Origin of the sequence: Streptomyces sp. NPDC050509, from assembly GCF_044457965.1 — a bacterium.
GTDB lineage: Bacteria > Actinomycetota > Actinomycetes > Streptomycetales > Streptomycetaceae > Streptomyces.
In genome coordinates this window covers 1-20225 of the sequence record NZ_JBITHL010000006.1, presented here as the reverse complement: position 1 = coordinate 20225, position 20225 = coordinate 1, and the positions used below count along the sequence as shown (strand labels likewise).

The following is a 20225-nucleotide window of genomic DNA, read 5'->3' as shown; positions in this document are numbered from 1 at the left end:
CCGACCGATGGGCCGCTGATACCGCGGGAGCAAGCGATGGCGCCGCCGGGCATCCGGCGGCGCCATCGGCTCCCCGGGACCGAGCAGTGACCGGATCCGGGCTGGTCCCGGCATGATCGGCGCTGCTCCGTGCGGGCGGCAGCGGTCCCCGGACTCACCTCGCCTGCTGACCGCCCTGTTTCGCCCTTCGCTCAAGTGCGTAGCTGGGACGTGCCCCGTTGGAAAGACTTGGCGGCCGGCACGGCTTCCGCTGTGGAAGTGACGCCCAGACCGTAGAGGGAGGCCACGTGACACACGAGGGGGTTCCGGGAGCAGGACCGGCATCGGACCCGGTCGTCGACCAGGCGTTGACCCGCTTTCCCATGGACCGTCCACGGGCGGTGGCGCTCGCCGAGGCCACGGCGACGCACCGGTTCACGCTCGACAGCGCGCTCACGTCGGGTCTGCGGCGGCTCGCGGAAGCAGCCGGCGGCACGCTGTTCGGTGCGCTGGTCGCCGTCGGCCAGGTGCTGTCCGCGGTCTACGCGGGTCAGGACGAGGTGACCGCGACCGTCCGCGGGCGGTCCGCCAAGGACGACGGCGCGCCGGTCGTACTGCACGCGACCGTCGACAGCAGGCTCCCGATCGGCAGTCTCCTCGGCGGGGTCCGTGACGCGGTGGGCGCCACGACGCTGCCCGGTGAGTTCGCCGTCGCCGACGTCGTGCTCCGGTTCGCCGAAGTGGACGGCGGCCTCGAGGTGTGCGTCGACCACGACCCCGCCGCGCTCGGCGCGGCGACCGTCGAGCGGATGGCCCACGTGTTCCGCACGCTGGTGGAGGACGTGGTCGACGGACCGGGTCGACCGCTGTCCGAGCTGCGGCTGGTGCCCGGCGACGAGCTGCGCCGCATGCTCCTCGACTGGAACGAGACCAGGCACGATTTCCCAGCGCTCCGAAGCCTGCCGGACATCTTCGCCGAGCATGTACGGCTCTCCCCGGGCAAGACGGCCGTGCTGTGCGGCGATGAGCGGCTCACCTACGCCGAGCTGAACGAGCGGGCCAACCGGCTCGCCCACCGCCTGCTCGCCGAGGGCGTCGCCACGGAGTCACGGGTCGCGCTCCTGCTGGACCGGTCGTTGCACGCGGTCGTGTCCATCCTGGCCGTGCTGAAGGCCGGCGGTGTCTACGTCCCGCTGCACGCTTCCTACCCCGAGGACCGGGTCCGCTCCGTGCTGGCCGATGTTGACGCCGCGCTGGTGCTGACGGACCGGGGCATGGCGGCCAAGGCCGCCGTGGCCGACCTCCCGGTGCTAGTGGTGGACGACGCGGCCACGACCGCGGGTCAGCCTGCCCACGACCCCGAGCAAATTCCGGACGCCCGTCAGCTGGCGTACATCATGTTCACCTCGGGTTCCACCGGGACCCCGAAGGGCGTCGCGATCACCCATGCTGACGTCGTCGCCCTGGCGTGGGACCACCGCTGGCGCGACGTGGCGCACCAGCGCGTCCTGTTCCACTCGTCGCACGCCTTCGACGCCTCGACCTACGAGCTGTGGGTACCGCTGCTGACCGGCGGTGAGATGGTCGTCGCGACGCAGGAGCCGACGCCCGCCCTCATACGCGAGCTGATCGCCGAGCACGGCGTAACGGCGATATTCCTCACCTCCGCACTGCTCCGCCTGTTTGCCGAGGAGGCGCCCGACTGCTTCGCCGGCGCGGCCACGGTGATCACCGGCGGCGAGGCGCCCTCGGCGGAGGCGCTGGAGCGGGTGATGACGCATTGCCCCGGCACCCTGGTCGTCAACGCCTACGGACCGACCGAGGCCACCACCTACGCGCTGCTCCAGGAACTGTCCGTGGAGCAGGTGCGCTCCGGCGTGGTGCCGATCGGACGGCCGACCGACAACACCCGGTTGTACGTGCTCGACGCGTGGCTGCGCCCGGTTCCGGTCGGCGCGGCGGGCGAGTTGTACATTGCGGGCGACGGCCTGGCCCGCGGCTACTTCGGCCGGGCGGCACTGACCGCTGAGCGGTTCGTGGCCGACCCCTTCCGGGCGGGCAAGCGGCTCTACCGCACCGGCGACGTCGTCCGGTGGCGCGCCGATGGGACGATGGACTACTTGCGCCGGGCCGACAATCAGGTCAAGATCCGCGGCCTCCGGATCGAGATCGGCGAGATCGAGACCGCGCTCACCGCGCTCGGCGGCGTCACCGACGCCGCGGTCGTCGTACACGAGATACGTGGCGTCCGGCACCTGGTCGGCTACGTGGTGCCGGAACACGGCCACGAGGCCGACGTCGAGGCATGGCGGGAGGCCCTGTCCGCGCGACTGCCGAGCTATGAAGTTCCGTCCTGGTTCGTCCCCATGGACGCACTGCCCCTGTCCAACAGTGGCAAGGTCGACCGCCGCGCGCTGCCGGCGCCGCAGGCCGACATGCTGTCCACGGCGGACCACGTCGAGCCGCGGACGGACACCGAGCTACTGCTGGCCCAAGTGTGGGCCGAGGTCTTCGGTGTCGAGCGCGTGAGCGTGACCGACAACTTCTTCGCCGTCGGCGGCGACTCCATCCTGGCCATCAAGGTCGTCTCCCGGGCACGACTCCACGGTATTCGGCTGACCGCCAAGGACTTCTTCCTCACCCCGACCATCGAGGAACTGGCCGAGGTCGCCACCCGTGCGGACGGCGGCCCCTCCGGCGTCCCGGCAAAGGGCCCGCTCGTCCACATCACCGCCGCCGAGACCGAGCGCCTCGCCGAGGGCGGGACCGTCGAGGACGTCTACCCGCTGACTCCGATGCAGAGCGGGATGCTCTTCGACGCGCTGATGACCGGGGACACCGGTCTGCACCTGATCCAGTTCGACCTGGTGCTCGACCACGTGGACGAACCGGATCTTCTCCGCCGGGCCTGGCAGCGGGCGGCGGAGCGGCTTCCCGTTCTGCGCACCGCCGTCGTCTGGGCCGATGTCAGCAACCCGGTGCAGGTGGTGCGCGCCGAGGCCACCCTGCCCGTGACCCAGCACGACTGGCGCGAGCTGCCGGAGTCCGGACGGCGAGAGCGGTGGGACACACTGCGCGCCGCGGACCGGGCAGCGGGGACGGACCTCGCCGCCGCACCACTGGCCAGGGTCGCGATCATCCGGCTCACCGACTCCAGCGTCCGCGTGCTGTGGTCCGTCCACCACATCGTGATGGACGGGTGGAGCGGCGCCGAGCTGCTCGCCCAGGTGGCCGCCGACTACGCGCGGCTGCGCGACGGCGAGGGAGCGGTACCGCAACCCCGTGTGCCGTTCTGGGACTACGTGCGGTGGCAGGGCGAGCAGGACCGGTCCGCGGTGGAGACGTACTGGCGCGGCGTGCTCGGCGACTTCACCGTGCCGACCCGGCTGCCCTACGACCGCCCGGCCGCGCCGGACTACCGGCCGCGCACGACCGAGTGGGTGGAGGTGGACATCGCCCCCGAGCTGTCCGCACGGCTCGGGAAGGTGGCCAAGCGGACGAAGCTGACCATGAGCACGTTGCTGCAGGGCGCGTGGGCGCTGCTGCTGTCGCGCTACAGCGGAGGCCGGGACGTCTGCTTCGGCGGCACGGTATCCGGCCGGACACCGGACCTCGCGGGCATCGACACCGTCATCGGCATGCTGGTCAACACGCTGCCGGTCCTCGCGAGGGTGGACAGCGGGCACAGCCTGGTGTCCTGGCTGGCCGGGCTCCAGGAGGACCAGGCCCGCGCCCGGGACTTCGAGGCTGTGTCGCTGACCCAGGCGCAGTCGTGGAGCGGCCTCTCCTCCGGGGACAGCCTGTTCGACAGCATCATCGTCTTCGAGAACTACCCGTTCGACGAGCGGGCGTTCACCGCGCACGGTCTGGAACTCAGCCACTTCGACACCGAGGTCGGCGCGGGCGCCGCGCTCGGCGTCGTCGTACTCCCCGGTGACCGGCTCACCATGCGGCTGCACTACGATCCGGAGCTGTTCGAGGCGGACAGCGTGCGCCGCATGGCGGAATACCTGCGGACGCTGCTGGAGGCGTTCGCCGACGACCCCGGGCGGACCCTCGGCGAGCTGCCGGCCCTCTCGCCCGCCGAGCGCCGGGTGGTCATGGGTGAGGTGGCCGATACGGCCGCCTCCATCGAGCACCGGATACACGAGTTGTTCTCCGAGCAGGCGCGGCTGCGCCCGGACGCGGTCGCGGTGGAACTCGACGACCAGCGACTGACCTACGCCGAGCTGGACGCAAGGGCCAACCAACTGGCCCACTACCTCATCGAGCGGGGCGTCGGCAGCGATGTGTTGGTGGGCATCGCGATCGAACGGAGCCTGGACCTGTTCGTCGCCATCCTCGGCATCCTCAAGGCGGGCGGCGCGTACGTGCCGCTGGACCCGGACTACCCGGCGGACCGGCTGGCCGTCACGCTGGCCGAGACCCGCCCGCCCGTGGTGCTGGCCCATGAGCGCGGCATCGACCGGTTCCCCCGAACCGATGCGGACCTGGTGTTCCTGGACCGGGACCGGCCGGTCATCAACACGTACCCGGTCACCGACCCCGAGCTTCGGGGCAGCGCCCGCGACCTCGCCTACGTCGTCTACACCTCGGGCTCGACCGGCCAGCCCAAGGGCGTGATGGTCGAACACCGCTCGCTCTACAACACCGTGACCGCGGTGGTCGGGCCCTACGGGCTCACGCCGAGCAGCCGGGTGTTCCAGCTGTGCTCCATGAGCTTCGACACCGGCGTACAGGACCTGTTCACCACCTGGGCCGCCGGCGGCACCATGGTCGTGCCGCGCCCGGACGTCGCGCGCAACGGCGCCTACCTGGTCGAGCACATGCTCGCGGGCGAGGTCACCACGGCATCCATCCCCATCACCGTCCTGTCGTCGCTCGACGCGGGTTCCCTGCCCGGGATGGACACCATCCGGGTCGGCGGCGACGTGGTCGTGCCCGAGCTGGCCGAGGCCTGGGCGCGCAACCACCGAGTGATCAACAACTACGGGCCGACCGAGGCAGGCGTGACGGTGAGCCTCTTCGAGGTCGAGCCGGGCGCGGGCCACCACAGCGTGCCGCTGGGCAAGCCGCTCGCCAACACCCGGGCCTATGTGCTCGACGACCGGCTGTCCCCGGTGCCGATCGGAGTGCCGGGCGAGCTGTACGTCGGCGGCGTGGGCATCGCGCGGGGCTACATGGACAACCGGGCCAAGACCGCCGAGCGGTTCGTCGCCGACCCGTTCGGCCCTCCCGGGGCACGGCTGTACCGGACCGGCGACGTTGTGCGATGGCGCCCCGACGGCATGCTGGACTTCGTCGGGCGCGCCGACGACCAGGTCAAGATCCGCGGGTTCCGGGTGGAGCCCGGCGAGATCGAGAACGTACTGCTGCGCCATGACGGGGTGGCCGAGGCCGCGGTGTCTGTGTGGCCCGACGACAAGGGCGACAAGCGACTCGTCGCCTACGTCGTGGGCCGGCCCATGACGCGGGCGACGACTGCGGAGGAGCTGCGCTGCCACCTCGGCGTCTCACTGCCCGACTACATGATCCCGTCCGCGATCGTCCTGCTGGAGCACATGCCGCTCAACCACAACGGCAAGCTCGACAGATCGGCGCTGCCCGCGCCGACCCGTCAGGACGGCGCGGGTGCCGAGTACGTCGCCCCGAGGGACCCGACCGAGGAGGCGCTGGCCCGGATCTGGTCGGAAGTGCTGGGCATCGAAAGGGTCGGCACAGCGGACAACTTCTTCGCCCTCGGTGGGGACTCGATCAACAGCCTTCGCACCACCGCCAGGATGCGTACCGCATTCGGCGTCGAGATCACCCCCCGGGACGTCTTCGAGGAGCCGACGATCGCCGCTCTGGCCGCCACCATCCACGACCGCATCCTGGCCCGGGTGCTGGAGACGGCCGCAGTTCAGACCTGACCGCGCTGGACCCGCACCTCTGAATGGGAGAGAACAGCATGGAACTGCCATCCGCCGCGAAGGACCGGTTGTCGGAGCTTCCCGACCACGTACGGGAGCTCGTCATGCGGCAGCTCGCCGGCGAGGCCGGGTCCGCCGCCGAGGAGCTCTCGATCACCCCGGCACCCCGGGATGGTGCGCTGCCGTTGTCGGCCGGCCAAAAAGGGCTGTGGTTCCTGGCCGAACTGAACCCCGGCAGCGTCGAGTACAACGCGCCGCGGGTGCTGAGGCTGACCGGCGAACTCCACATCGAGGCGCTGCGCGCGGCTCTCGACGGCGTGGTCGCGCGGCACGAGGCGCTGCGCACCACCATCGGCGATGTCGAAGGCCACGGCTTCCAGGTGGTGCACGAGCCCGGTCGGGTACCGGTCGAGATCATCGACCTGTCCGGCCTGCCGGAGCCCGAGCGGGCGGCCGAACTCGACCACCACCTGGAGCGCGAGGGGGCCACGCCGTTCGACCTCCGCCGCGGTCCGCTGTTCCGGGTGACGCTGGTGTGCCTCGCCGCAAACGAGCATGTGCTGGTCCTGGGCCTGCACCACATCGTCGGCGACGGCTGGTCCATCGGCATCCTGGTCGACGAGCTCTGCACCCGGTACACAGCGCAGGTGCGCGGCAAGGCGGTCGTACTGCCGGACCTGCCGGTGCAGTTCGCCGACTTCGCCGTCTGGCAGCAGGAACGGCTGGCCGGCCCGGACGTGGCGGGTCAGGTCGACTACTGGCGGCGGCAGCTCGCCGCGCTGCCGCCGGTGGAGCTGCCGACGGACCGCCCGCGGCCCCCGGTGTTCGGCACCGCGGGCGAGGTGCACGAGATCACCGTGCCCGAACCGCTGACCCGGCGGCTGACGGAACTCGGCGCGCGCAACGGCTCCACACTGTTCATGACACTGGTGGCCGCCGGCCAGCTGCTGTTCGCCCGGTACTCGGGGCAGGGCGACATCGCGGTGGGCTCGGTGACCGCGGGCCGCGGCCGGCCCGAACTGGACGATCTCATCGGCTACTTCAGCGACATTGTCATCCTGCGGTCCCAGGTGGACGAATCACGGTCCTTCACCGACTTCCTCGGGGACGTCCGCTCCACCGTGCTCGACGCGTTCGCCAACGACGAAGTTCCCTTCCAGCTGCTGGTCGACACCCTGCGGCCGGAGCGCGACCCGAGCCGGTCCCCCCTGGTACAGGTGATGGTCAACCTCCAGAACGCACTGGACGGAAAGGCCGAACTGCCGGGCCTGCGGGTCACGGAGATCGCCCCGCCGGTACACGTCACCAAGTTCGACGTCTCCTTCGACTTCTACGAGCACGACGGCGAACTCACCGGCCATGTCGAGTACAACACCGACCTGTTCGACCGGGCGACGATCGAGCGGCTGGGCGGGCACCTGCTGACCCTGCTCGACGGCATCGCCGCGCGGCCGGACGGGCCGATGCGGGACCTGCCCATGATCACCGAGACCGAACTGCACCGGCTGACCGTCGAGTGGAACGGCCCCACGGTGGAGTTCGATCCGCCCCGGTGCGTGCACGAGCTGTACGACGAGCAGGCCGCGCTTACTCCCAACGAGGTGGCGGTGAGCTGTGCGGGCGAGAAACTGACCTTCGCCGCGCTGGCCTCCCGAAGCAATCAGCTGGCGCACCACCTGAGAGGTCTGGGCGCGGAGCCGGGAACGCGGGTCGGCGTGTGCGTCGAGCGCGGCGTGGACGCGATGGTCGCGCTGCTCGGCGTGATGAAGTCGGGCGCGACCTTCCTACCGCTCGACCCGGACTATCCGGCGGAGCGGCTGAGCATGATGCTGGCCGACGCGGCCGCGCCGGTGGTGGTCACCGACACCGCCGTGGCGGACCGGGTCGCCGGACATGACGCGGCCGTGGTGTATCTCGACCGCGACCGGCCGCTGATCGACGCCCTGGCGGACGGGCCGCCACGGACCGGGGTCGGCGTGGACGACCTCGTCTACGTGATCTACACGTCGGGTACGACCGGCAGGCCCAAGGGCGTGCAGATCAGCCACCGCAACGTGCACCACATCCTGCGGTCCTGGAACGCCAGGTACGGGCTGGACGAGATCCGCGGCCGGGCCCTGTGCGTGGCCAGCTTCGGCGTCGACCTGTTCCTCGGCGACTTCCTGTTCTCCGCGCTCTTCGGCGGCGAGATGGTGGTGTGCCCCGCGGAGGTGGTCACCGACCCGCCCGCGCTGGCGGATCTGATCACCGAGGTCCAGCCGCAGATCCTGGCGACGACGCCATCGCTGGCCAGGGCGATCAGCACCGAGCTGGCCTGGCGGGGCGGCGGCGGCCTGGAGTCGGTGCGGCTGCTCTCCCTGGGCGCCGAGGGCTGGCTGGCGGAGGACTGCGCCAGCCTGCTCGAACACGTCGGCCCCGACACGCTGACCGTCAACGCCTACGGTGCGACCGAGACGACGATCGACGCCACGATATTCGCGCTGGGTGTCGACCCGGTCGAGCCCTCGCCGATCGTCCCGATCGGCAAGCCGATGGTGAACACCAGCGTGTACGTGGTGGACAAGCTGGGCCGCCCGGTGCCGATCGGGGTGCCCGGCGAACTCTTCATCGGCGGCGGCGGCATCGCCCAGGGATACTGGAACCGGCCAGAGCTGACCGCCGAGCGGTTCCCCCATGACGTCCTCGGGCCGGGCACCGGCAGGTTCTACCGCACCGGGGACGTGGTGCGCTGGCGCGGTGACGGCAACCTGGAGTACCTCGGCCGTGCCGACGACCAGGTCAAGATCCGCGGCTTCCGGGTGGAGCTCGGCGAGGTGGAGACCGCGCTGACCCGCCACCCCGAGGTGGCCACCGCGGCGGCGGTCGTGCGCCGGTCCGAGTCCGGCCACAACCGGCTGTTCGCCTACGTGGTGCCCGCCGGTACGCAGGCGCCCGACCCCGCCGAACTCCGGGCGTTCCTCGCCGCCAACCTCCCGAGCCAGGCGGTGCCTTCGGCGATCGTGCTTCTCGACGAGCTGCCGATGACCCCGAACGGGACCCTGGACCGGCGTGCCCTGGCCGTGGTGGATGAGCCCGAGGCCGACCTGTCCCGCCGGGTCGCGCCGCGCACCCCGGTCGAAGCCGTGCTCGTCGACGTGTGGGCGAAGGCGCTGGGCGTGGCGCCCGACCGCATCGGCGTCGAGGACAACTTCTTCAACCTCGGCGGTGACTCGATCCTCAGCCTCCAGGTGGTGTCGCTCGCCAGGCGATCGAACCTCCGGTTGACCACCAAGCAGATATTCCTGCGCCAGACCATCGCCGAGCTGGCAGGCGAGGTCGTCATGGTGACCTCGCCCGACGTCGAGCAGGGGCCGGTCACCGGGCCAGTGCCGCTGACGCCCGTACAACACTGGTACTTCGAGGAGTTCCCCGACACACCGGGCCACTTCAACCAGTCCCTGTACCTCGAACTGGACGCCGAGGCCGACGCCGACGCGCTGGGCGCGGCGTTCGCCGCCGTGCTCGACCACCACGACGGTCTGCGCCTCCGTGCCGAGCATGTCGACGGGGTGTGGCGGCAGCACAACGAGGCCGCGGCCGACGGCACCGTGCTCGAGGCTGTCGACCTGTCCGCGCTCGACGAAGCCGCGCAGGAACAGGCGATGCGCGCGGCGATCACCAAGGCGCAGACCGGGTTCGACATCCGAGACAGTCCGCTGCTCAGGGGCCTGCTGTTCACCCTCGGCAGCGGCAGGGCTCCCCGGCTGTTCCTTTGCGCGCACCACTACGTCGTGGACGCGGTCTCCTGGCGGGTCGTCCTGGCCGATCTGGAGACGGGACACCAGCAGGCGGCGAGCGGGCAGAAGGTGCACCTGGGCGCGAAGTCCACATCGCTGCGGGACTGGGCGCACCGCCTCACCGGCCTGGTGGCCGAAGGCGGGTTCGACGCGGAGCTGGGCTACTGGTCCGGGGTCGAGAAGGCCACCGTGGAAGCGGCCACGCTGCCGGTGGACCTCCAGGGGCGCAACACCGTCGGCTCCGCACGCACCCTGACCCGGCGGCTGAGCGCCGACCTCACCGACGCGTTGCTGCGCAAGGTGCCAGAGGTGTACCGGACGCAGGTCAACGACGTACTGCTCAGCGCCCTCGCCCGGGTACTGCGGGAATGGGCCGGCGGGACCGTGCCCGTCGAGCTGGAAGGCCATGGGCGTGAGGACCTGTTCGACGACGTCGACCTCGCGCGTACCGTCGGCTGGTTCACCACGGTGTTTCCCGTGGCGCTGGAGCTGCCCGACGGTGAGGAATGGGGCGCCACCCTGAAGTCGGTCAAGGAACAGCTGCGCGCCGTACCGTCCCGGGGCCTGGGCTACGGTGCCCTGCGGCACCTCGGCGCGCCCGGCTCACTGGGCCAGGGGCGCCAGTGCCAGGTCGGGTTCAACTACCACGGCCGCTTCGACGCCGACACCGGCGACGGCGGGCTCTTCCACGGCTGGTGCGAGAACCCGGTGCCCGACCGGAGCCCCGAGCAGGCCCGGCAGTGCCTCATCGACATCACCGGCATGGTCCGTGACGGCCGGCTGGAGTTCGGCTGGGAGTACTCCGGCAACATCCATCGTGAGGAGACGGTCGCACAGCTGGCAGAGGGCTTCCTCGCGGCACTGGAGCAGATCGTCGAGCACTGCGCCCAGCCCGGCAGCGGCGGCTGCACCCCGTCGGACTTCCCGCTGGCCGGCCTCGACCAGGCGGCAGTGGACCGGATCGTCGGCGACGGCCGCGCGGTGGAGGACATCTACCCGCTCACCCCGATGCAGAGCGGCATGCTCTTCCACTCGCTCGACGGTGGGGGCAGCGACGTGTACCTCACCCACTTCGCCGCGGTGCTGGACGGGGTCGAGGACCCGCACCGGCTCGCCGAAGCGTTCCAGCGCGTGGTGGACCGCACCCCGATCCTGCGCACCGCCGTGTTCGGATCCGATCTGGACGTTCCGCTCCAGATCGTCCGTCGCGGCGTACGACTGCCCGTGACACACCTGGACTGGAGCGACCTGTCCGGGAAGGAGAGCCGAGCGCGGTCGCTGTGGGAGAGCCTGCCCACGGGGGAACTCGACCTGGCCGAGGCACCGCTCATGCGGCTGACCCTGGCCCGGCTGTCGGCGGAGAGCGTCCAGGTGTTCTGGTCCTCGCACCACCTGCTGCTGGACGGCTGGAGCTTCGCCGACGTGCTGGCGCAGGTCTTCGAGGAACACGCGGCGCTCGGTGCCACGGCCCCCTCCGCGCAGAGGCCTCGCCCTCCGTTCCGGGACTACGTGCAGTGGCTGGCCGAGCAGGATGACGCCGCCGCCGAGGCGCACTGGCGCCGCGCGATGGCGGGCTTCACGGCGGCCACGCCCCTGCCGTTCGACCGGGTGCCACTGGTCGCGCACGGTTCCCGGTCCTCGCGCGATGTGAACCTGCGGCTGCCCGCCGAGAGCTCACACCGACTCTACGAGTTCGCCAGGAGCGCCCGACTGACGGTGAACACCGTGGTGCAGGGCGCGTGGGCCCTGCTGCTCGCACGGCACAGCGGTGAGCACGATGTGTGCTTCGGCGCGACGGTGTCCGGCCGGCCCGCGGAACTGGCGGGCGCGGACGAGATCGTCGGTCTGTTCATCAACACGCTGCCCGTACGGACGCGCCTGGACAGCGGTCTCGACCTCGTGTCGTGGCTGCGGCGGATGCAGGACGAGCAGGTCGCGACCCGGCAGTTCGAGCACGTGTCGCTGGGGCAGGTGCGTGCCTGGAGCGAGGTGCCGAGGGGCTCGAGTCTGTTCGACAGTATCGTCATCTTCGAGAGCTTCCCCTACGACCGGGACGCGGCCTCCCGGCACGGGCTCGTGGTCCGCGAGAGCGAAGGCGCGGAGGACACCAACTACGCGCTCACGCTCACCGCATACACCACCGACGAGCTGCACCTGCGCGTCGGCTACGACCCGCGCCTGTTCTCCCAGGACACGGTGGAGCGTATGGCCAAACGCCTGGCGACCCTGCTGGACGCCTTCGCCCATCACACCGAGGAGGCGATCGCCCGGTTGCCCATGCTGCCGTCCGCCGAGCGGTCCGTGGTGCTGCACGAGTGGAACGCCACCTCCCGGCAGACCGGACAGGCCACCACCGTCGAGCTGTTCGAGCAGCAGGCCGCTGACACCCCGGCGGGCACCGCCCTGGTGCACGGGGATGCCGCGCTGAGTTACGCCGAGCTGGACACCCGCGCGAACCGGCTCGCGCGCCACCTCGTGGCGCGCGGGCTCGGCCCCGAACAGATCGTCGCCCTGGCCTGCCCGCGGACGCCCGACCTGCTGGTGGCCATGCTGGCGGTGCTGAAGACGGGCGCCGCCTATCTGCCACTGGACCTGGACCACCCGCGCGAACGCCTCTCGTTCATGCTGCGGGACGCGGCCCCGGCTCTGGTACTGATCGGTGATGCGACCGTACTCGACCTGCCGGAGGGCACACCGTCCCTCTCGCTCACCGACCCCGACGTGGCTGCCGCACTGGCGGGGCACCTCGCGACGAAGCCGGACCTGCCCGTGCCGCCGAGCCCGGACAACGCCGCGTACATGCTCTACACGTCCGGCTCCACCGGCCGTCCCAAGGGAGTGGTGGTCACCCGGGGCAACCTGCGCAACTTCGTACAGGACATGCGGGAGCGGACCGCGATGACCCGCGACGACCGGCTGCTGGCCGTGACGACCGTCGGCTTCGACATCGCGCACCTGGAGCTGTTCGTTCCGCTGATCAGCGGTGCGACCGTGGTGCTCGCGGACAAGGAAGTGGTCCACGACCCCCAGGAACTGCGCCGGGTGGTCCACGGCAATGACGTGACGGTGGTGCAGGCAACACCGAGCCTGTGGCGCGGGGTGGTCGAGGGCGCCGCGGACGTGCTCCCCCGGATCCGGGTGCTCGTCGGCGGCGAAGCGTTGCCCGCGGAACTGGCCGAGGTCCTGACCGCCGGATCGCCGTCGGTGACGAACGTGTACGGGCCGACCGAGACCACGATCTGGTCGACCGCGGCGAAGCTGGCGCGCGGCGCGACGGGTGCGCCGCCGATCGGCAGACCGATCGCCAACACCCGGATCTACGTGCTCGACGCCGGTCTCCAGCCGGTCCCACCCGGCGTACCGGGTGAGCTGTACATCGCCGGTGCGGGGGTGGCCCGGGGCTATGCGAACCGCGCGGGCCTGACCGCGAGCCGGTTCGTGGCCGATCCGTTCGGACCGCCCGCCGAGCGGATGTACCGCACCGGCGACGTGGCCAGATGGAGGGCCGACGGGGACCTGGAGTTCATCGGCCGGGTCGACGACCAGGTCAAGATCAGGGGATTCCGGATCGAGCTCGGCGAGATCGAGACGCTGCTGGACACCCACCCGCAGGTGGGTTCGGCCGTCGTGGTGGCGCGCGGGGACGGACCGGTCGGCAAGCAGCTGGTGGCGTACGTCGTGGCGGCCGGGGACACGCCACCCACGGCCGCGGACCTGAAGGCGTACGCCAGACAGTCCCTGCCGCAGTACATGGTGCCCGCCTTCTTCGTGGCGATGGACACCTTCCCGCTGACGCCCAGCGGAAAGGTCGACCGGCGGCGGCTGCCGGCTCCGGACGCGGTGGCCGACAGCGGCGCCCGGCGGATCGCTCCGCGCGATGCGACGGAGGCCGCGCTCGCCGATGTTTGGGCAGACGTGCTCGGCCTCCCGGTCGACGAGATCGATGTGACCGGTGACTTCTTCGAGCTGGGCGGGGACTCGGTGCTCTGTGTTCAAGTGGCTTACCGCGCCCGGCGTGCCGGGTGGTACGTCGTACCGAGGGACCTGTTCTCGCACCCGACCATCGAACGTCTGGCGGTGGTGGCCGTGCGCGCCGAGGCCACCACGGACGCGCCCGCGGGCGGGCAGCCGCAGGTGGCCGAGCCGGCTGTGCTCCAGCAGAGCGCGCCCGAGGCGGTCGCCTCCGGGAGCGCGGCGGCGACCGGCACCAGGGGCCCGGTCATCAGCGACGACTTCCTGACCGCCCGTCTGGCCGAGCTGGCGCGCACGCACCGGGTGCCGGGTGCGCAGCTCGCCGTGCGTCACGCGGGGCGGTCGACCGTCGTCGAGACGGGTGAGCGGGTGGCCGGGAGCGGCCTGCCGGTCACTGCGGACACCGCGTTCCCCATCGCCTCCTTGACCAAGCCGGTGACCGCGCTGGCCGTGCAACTGCTGGCGGCCGACGGGCGCCTCGACCTCGATGCCCCGATCGGCGCGTACCTGCCCGAGCTCTCCGTCACGAGCCCGGTGGGCCGGCTGACCGCGAGGCAGGTCCTCGCCCATACCGGGGGGCTGGTCGCCGCGATCGACGAACGGGTGCCGAGCACGGACCGGCGTCAGTGGGTTGAACGGCACTGTGGCGAGGCCGCCGTGATGCACCCGCCGGGCACCGCCTTCTCCTACTCCGATGTCGGCTACGTACTCGCGGGACGGCTGGTCGAAGTGCTGACCGGCAAGGACTGGCGGACCGCCGTGGAGTCGATGCTGCTGCACCCGCTCGACATCACGGCGGCGTACAACGGGCAGCCGGGCGAGCGGGCCATGGCACAGGGCCATGTGGTGAGTGACCACGTGCTTCCCGTGCCCGAGCAGTACTTCACGCCGGTCGAGGAGCCGGCCGCGGCGCTGGCGGCCAGCGCGGCCGACCTGGTGCGGCTGGCCGGTGTGCACGACCGGACCGCCTCCCGGGCCGTGCTCGATCCCGCGGCCGCCGACGCGATGCTCGACGACCGGACCGGCGACATCGCCGTCGGACCGTTCGGCCTCGCCGACGGCTGGGGGCTCGGCTGGTCCGTGTACCGCGGCGCGGACGGTGACTGGAACGGGCACGACGGCAGTGGCGACGGCACCTGGTCCCACCTGCGTTTCGACGCGGCCACCGGAACGGCGGTGGCACTCGTCACGAACGCGAGCACCGGCTCCGGGCTGTGGGAGGACCTCGTCGCCGAACTCGGCGCGGTGGGACTCGACGTGGCCAACCACTCCATGCGGACACTGTCCGATCCGGGGGCGCCCATCGCGGGCTCGACCGACTGCGCAGGGCGCTACGCCAACGGCGACTGGGAGTGCGTGGTCGAGGTGCGCTCCGAAGGGTTCACCCTGTCCGTCGGGGGCGGGCCGCGCTCCGCGCTGACCTGCTACGCGGACCTGCGGTTCACCACCGAGGGCTGCGGGGTGCCGGACACCGGCCGGTTCGTTCGCGACCCGGACACGGGCCGGGTCGAGATGCTTCAGCTCGCGGGGCGGCTGCTCCACCGGACCGGGGCGACGGCTGAATGACGACCGAGGCAGATGCTGCGCCACCGCTACCGCTGTCGCGCAACCGCGACTACCACATGCTGTGGGGCAGCCAGCTGGTGTCCGAACTGGTCAGCCAGCTGTGCCTCATCGCGTTCCCGTTGATGGTGATGGCGACGACCGGCTCAGCGCCCTGGATGGGAGCCGTCGCCGCCGTCATCGGGGCGGCGGGCATGGTGGCCAACGTCCCGGCGGGCGTACTGGTGGACCGCTTTGACCGTAAGTGGTTCATGCTGGTGTGCCAGTGCGTCCGCGCGGTGGCGATGGCGAGCCTGGCGATCGCTCTGCTCGCGGACCACTTCTCCCTGTCGCACGTGTTCGTGGTCGCGGTGGTGGAGGGGCTGCTGGGCGCTGCCTTCGACCCGGCCGAGCACGCGGCGCTGCCGCAGGTCGTCCACGAGTCGCAGCTGTCGACGGCGGTTGCACGCAACACCACGCGCCGTTACATCGCCACGCTGCTGGGACCGGCCAGTGCCGGCTTCCTGTTCGCCTTCGACCCGATGGCCCCGTTCGCGGTCGCCGTCGTCCTGCTCGTGGCGTCCTGCGTCGTGCTCTCCTTCCTGCGCCTTCCCCGGCCCGAACCCGAGGGGCGGCCCGAGGGAGAGTCCGAGAGGGCGGGAATGCTCGTCGAAGGGTTCCGGTGGGTGCTGGGGCACCAGGTGATCAGGCCGACGCTCGTCTGGCTGATGTGCTGCGAGCTGTTCATCTCCGCCCTGATCACCATCGTGCTGGCGCTGTCCGGCGAGGACGACATGGCCCCCGGCGCGTTGGGCATGATGATGACCGGGTTCGGTATCGGAGGTCTGCTGGGCGCCGCGGTCGCGGGCCGACTGCATTCCGTACTGCCCGCGCCCGCGATCATCATGGGATTCCCCTGGTGCGCGGGGGTGTTGACGCTGGTGATGGCGCTGGCGCCGACCGGGGTGTCGACCGGCGTCGTGCTCGGCGGAATCGCGTTCCTGATCCCCACCGCGTTCACCACGGTCATGACCTATCAACTCGCGGTCGCGCCAGCCGCGTTGCGCGGCAGGTTGAGCGGTATCGTCGGGCTCTTCGCGGGCGGTGCCGGTGCGATCGGCTCGCTGGTGGGCGGTCTGCTGATGGCGAACGGAGACAGCCGCGGCACCCTGCTGATCTGGTCCGCCTGCCTGGTCGTCGTAGCCGTGGGCACCGCCCTCAGCCCCGCCCTGCGCCGGTTTCCCACGCTGAAGTGACTTGGCCGCGCATGCGATCGCATGCGCGGCCAAGTGTCGTGCGGGCCCCTTTCCGGGCCCGGCGCTCACGTCAGCGAGCAACCCTTCTCGCTCTTGGCGGTAATGGCTTCGGCCGTGTACGGGCACTGGAAGCCGATCCAGGTGAGTTTGGGCCACAACTGTGACCACGGTTCGAGGGGACCGCGGCATACCAGGAACTCGGTGTCCTGGTCGGCGACGGGCAGGTCGGTTCTGAACTTGCCGCTGGGCTCACAACTCGTGAACAGGGCACCGAACGTCGTACGGTTCACGCCGACCGCGATGACCACGTCGGTGTCGTCGGCGGGCCTGCCGAAGTCGGCGTAGGAATTCTGGCCACTGTAGACGTGCGGCAGACCATGCTCCGGTCCGTATCGGTCCAGGGCACCCGCCAGCCCGTAGTGGTTGGCGTAGATGACGGCGTGCGCACGGTCCGGCGGAGAAAGCGACCGGTTGACGGTGCCGACCTGCTCGGCCAGCTGGGGCCAGGCCGCCTGGTCCATCTGGAAGACCCCCAGTCCCTTCAGCACCGGGTTCGACCCGTACAACGCGACCGGCAGCACCGGCAGCATGAGCACGGCCGACATCACCGCGTTGCCCACCAGTGCGGTACCGGCCAGCGTGCGGCGGACGGTGGTGTTCGCCCACTCCACCACCACGACCGAGCCCGCCGCCAGCAGCACCAACTGGAGACCGCCGGTGTACTCGGGCTTTCCGCCGATGGCGATCAGCAGCACCGCCATGAACAGGTAGGAAAGGCCGACCGATCGGAACGCCCGCCACTGCGCGCGGCGCAGCAGGGCCACCACTCCGGCGATCCACACTGGAGTGAGGAACAAGCCGATCATCAGCACCTGGAACGGAACGAAGGCAACCCGGGAGTCTTCTCCCAGGGCTGTCTTCAACGCGGCGCTCATCTCCATCGCGGGCCAGCCGTGCGTCACCTGCCACAACACCGCCGGCGCCGAGATCAGAGTGGCGAGAGCGGCGCCCACCCACAGATGCCGACTGCGCAGGACGGCTCGCGGCCCCATGGCCAGCACGCCCACGAGCAGGGCGAGGAGCAGTAACACGATGAGGTTCTTGGCGAGCAAGCCCACACCGGTGACCGCGCCGACGGCGATCCAGAGCCGGGTGTCCTGGGTACGCAGCAGACGGATCACCAGCCAGCCCACCGTCACCCAGGTGACGAGGTCGGGGATGTTGGTGGTCAGCACGTGCCCGGCGTTGAGCGTGACGACCGAGGCGCTCGCCGCGGCGGCGGCGAAGAGCTGGGCGCCGCCACGGCCGCCGAGTTCGCGCGCGATGAGGGCAGCCACCCATACCACCACGCAGGCCAGCAGCGCCGGCACCACGCGCAGCGCGGTCAGGGTGTCGCCGAGCACGGTGGTCTCCGCCCTGGCTATCAGCGAGACCAGCGGGGGTTGGTCGACGTACCCCCACGCAAGGTGCTCCCTGGTGGCCCGGTTGTACAACTCGTCGACGTGATACCCGTGCCGCCCCGACAGGGCCAGCAGCACCACACCCACCCCGACGCAGATGGCGAGGAGCGGCCGCCGGTTCAGCAGGGGAATCGCCGCCGGCGAACTCTGGGAAGACCCCGGCGCAATTCTGGTCGTCGTCGCCACGTGTCCACACTCTCTTCTGTTTGTGGGTTCGGCCGTTCGGATTGTCTCGGGCGCACCGCGGGCGGGCGACCATGTTGAATTCTGGGAAAAGCTGTCTTTCACCAGGAGGGCAACGAGAGCGCCGCAGCGCACGTCGCCGCACCATGCTGGGACCGCTTCGAGCGGGCGGCACGGTACGGATCGTCTCGCACGAGGTCACAACCGACCCCGAGGCATTGTTTCGACGAGGTCTCGGTCAGTCGGGTGACGATGCTGTGAGTCGTACCGGCGGGGTGGTCGACGCGCGCGACCTCGATTCCTTAAGGACCTCACTCTCTCCACCGACTTCCCGCAGACCGATGAGAAGGCGTAGCAGAGCTCCGTACCGCGACGCCCGGTATTTCGTGCTGCGTGAGGCCGGCTCACCCTACGTGGTGGCGCCCCGACCGCACCGAGGCGCTTGGCCCGGGCCGATGAGCCGCACCCCCGATCGACGCCGCCCACGTCCTGGCCGGGACCGACTCCGACTATCCGGGCGACTGGACACCAGTTTGAACGTCACTTCCGCGACGGGCACGTTGAAACCTGCTGGGCCGCCTACGCCCGCCCTGTGGCCCAAGGACTGTGCGGCAGCGGGCGTTACCGGTACAGGAAGCGGTCGACGCAGAGGAAGCGCAGGACGAAGACAAGGGTCATGGCTGTCGCCGTGGCCAGCAGGGGCGTGAGGCCGAGGCCGGACACGAGCAGCAGCATGAGGGGAATTCGGGCCACGAGATCGGCGTTGGCGAGCGCGATGAAGCTCAGCAGCCGTGCGCGAGGGCCCATGTGCTTGCGTCCGCGGTAGAGCACCCTGTCGATGAGCACGAAGTTCCAGAGCACACCGACCTGGTTGGCTATGACCTCGGCGGCCGCGTAGTGAAGGCCGGTTCTGTGGGTCAGCGCCCACAGAACCGCGATGTTCGGCAGAAACCCGGACAGGCCGATCGCTCCGACGGCGAGCGCGCGGGTGGGCATACCGCTGGTGCGCAGTCGCAGCAGATGACGCAGGAACCGTAGCCCCTCGCGCACGGTCGACTTGGACTCGCCCGCGTAGCGGACGCCGAAGTCGTACGCCACTTCGGTGACAGAGCGAGGACGGCTGCGGACGATCAGCTCCAGGAGGATCTTGTAGCCTAAAGGCCTTACAGCACCGGTCTCTTGGGCCCGGCTGACCACATCGCGGCTAATGGCGAAGTAGCCGCTCATTGGATCGGTGACGTCCCGCAGCGCTTTCGGGAAGAGCGCCTTGGCCACCGATGTGGAAAAGCCAGACACCAGAACGCGGTAGCGGGTGCCGAGGCCACTGTGGTCCCCACCGCCGATGTAGCGGCTCGCGATGACGAGCTCGGCTCCCGTCTCCTCGCCCTTGGCGATCAGTTCAGGCAGCAGTGTGGGCGGGTGCTGGAGGTCCGCGTCCATGACGACGATCCACCGGGAGACGCTGCGGGCGATGCCCTCCATGACAGCACCTCCGAGACCGCCCACTGGGTCTGCCCGATGATGCACGCAGACCTCGATCGGCAGTCGCCCGGCCTCCTTCTCGATCGCCTCGCGGGTGTCGTCCGTCGAATCGTCGACGAAGAGCACCGAGAACTCCTGACCGGGTGGCACTGCAGCGGATAAACGACTCAACAGCTCGGGTATGTTCGCGGCTTCGTTGAATGTCGGAATCACAATGGTGACCCGATGGTCTTCGGCCGCGTCCACGGAATTTTCCAGATGGAAGGAGACGGGTTTCGGCTGGGACTCCGAGGGGGACGCGCTTGCGGTCATAAATTCCTCCCGGGAAGGCTGGATCTCATCGGACGTCGATCGTCTGGCGAAGTGGCAGCATCCCGCCCCATGTTTGACTGACAAGTCAAGCTGATGTCTCCGCAAAGGCGCTTGATCCCTGCTGTGACCCCGGGTTTTCGGCTGCCGCTCAACCCGGCCGACGGAGCGCGTTCATGGTCCGGCTTCGACGGTGCCGAGAGAGCGGACGTGGAGGGGGAACAGGGCGATGGGCGCGCTCGACGAGATCGTTGAAGGCCTAGTACTACAGGGCTAGATCTTGATCATGGGGTGATGGGAGGCTCTGGCTGTGGCTACGACACAGCTCCATGATCAAGATCGTTCGTTGGACGC

General features: G+C 70.4%; 5 protein-coding genes. 3 read left to right on the top strand and 2 right to left on the bottom strand.

Going from position 1 to position 20225, the window contains the following annotated elements; translation table 11 throughout:
- Positions 1-287 precede the first annotated feature (287 nt).
- Genes ACIBJC_RS18295 through ACIBJC_RS18285 form a run of 3 tightly spaced genes read left to right on the top strand, consistent with a single transcriptional unit; the run spans position 288 to position 16437 of the window.
- Complete coding sequence (locus ACIBJC_RS18295) at positions 288-5891, top strand: amino acid adenylation domain-containing protein (protein ID WP_399293245.1); 5604 nt, start codon at positions 288-290, stop codon at positions 5889-5891.
- A 38-nt stretch (positions 5892-5929) separates the two neighbouring features.
- Positions 5930-15205 carry an amino acid adenylation domain-containing protein gene (locus tag ACIBJC_RS18290; protein WP_399293243.1) on the top strand — a complete coding sequence of 3092 codons (9276 nt, stop codon included), beginning with the start codon at positions 5930-5932 and terminating at the stop codon, positions 15203-15205.
- A complete protein-coding gene (locus ACIBJC_RS18285; RefSeq protein ID WP_399293241.1) occupies positions 15202-16437 on the top strand; it encodes an MFS transporter in 1236 nt (411 codons plus the stop codon). The genes ACIBJC_RS18290 and ACIBJC_RS18285 overlap by 4 nt, the downstream gene beginning before the upstream one ends.
- Before the next feature lie 65 nt (positions 16438-16502).
- On the opposite strand, the gene ACIBJC_RS18280 is transcribed toward ACIBJC_RS18285, so the two are convergent.
- A complete protein-coding gene (locus tag ACIBJC_RS18280; protein WP_399293239.1) occupies positions 16503-18083 on the bottom strand; it encodes an ArnT family glycosyltransferase in 1581 nt (526 codons plus the stop codon).
- Between the two features lie 618 nt (positions 18084-18701).
- Entirely contained in the window at positions 18702-19874 is a 1173-nt protein-coding gene (locus ACIBJC_RS18275; RefSeq protein WP_399293237.1) for a glycosyltransferase, read from the bottom strand.
- Positions 19875-20225: the final 351 nt, after the last annotated feature.

What these genes read in the sequence shown, in the direction of transcription:
- ACIBJC_RS18290 (WP_399293243.1), top strand. Translation starts at nt 5,930, where the DNA reads ATGGAACTGCCATCCGCCGCGAAGGACCGGTTGTCGGAGCTTCCCGAC.
- ACIBJC_RS18285 (WP_399293241.1), top strand. Translation starts at nt 15,202, where the DNA reads ATGACGACCGAGGCAGATGCTGCGCCACCGCTACCGCTGTCGCGCAAC.
- ACIBJC_RS18275 (WP_399293237.1), bottom strand. Translation starts at nt 19,874, where the DNA reads ATGACCGCAAGCGCGTCCCCCTCGGAGTCCCAGCCGAAACCCGTCTCC.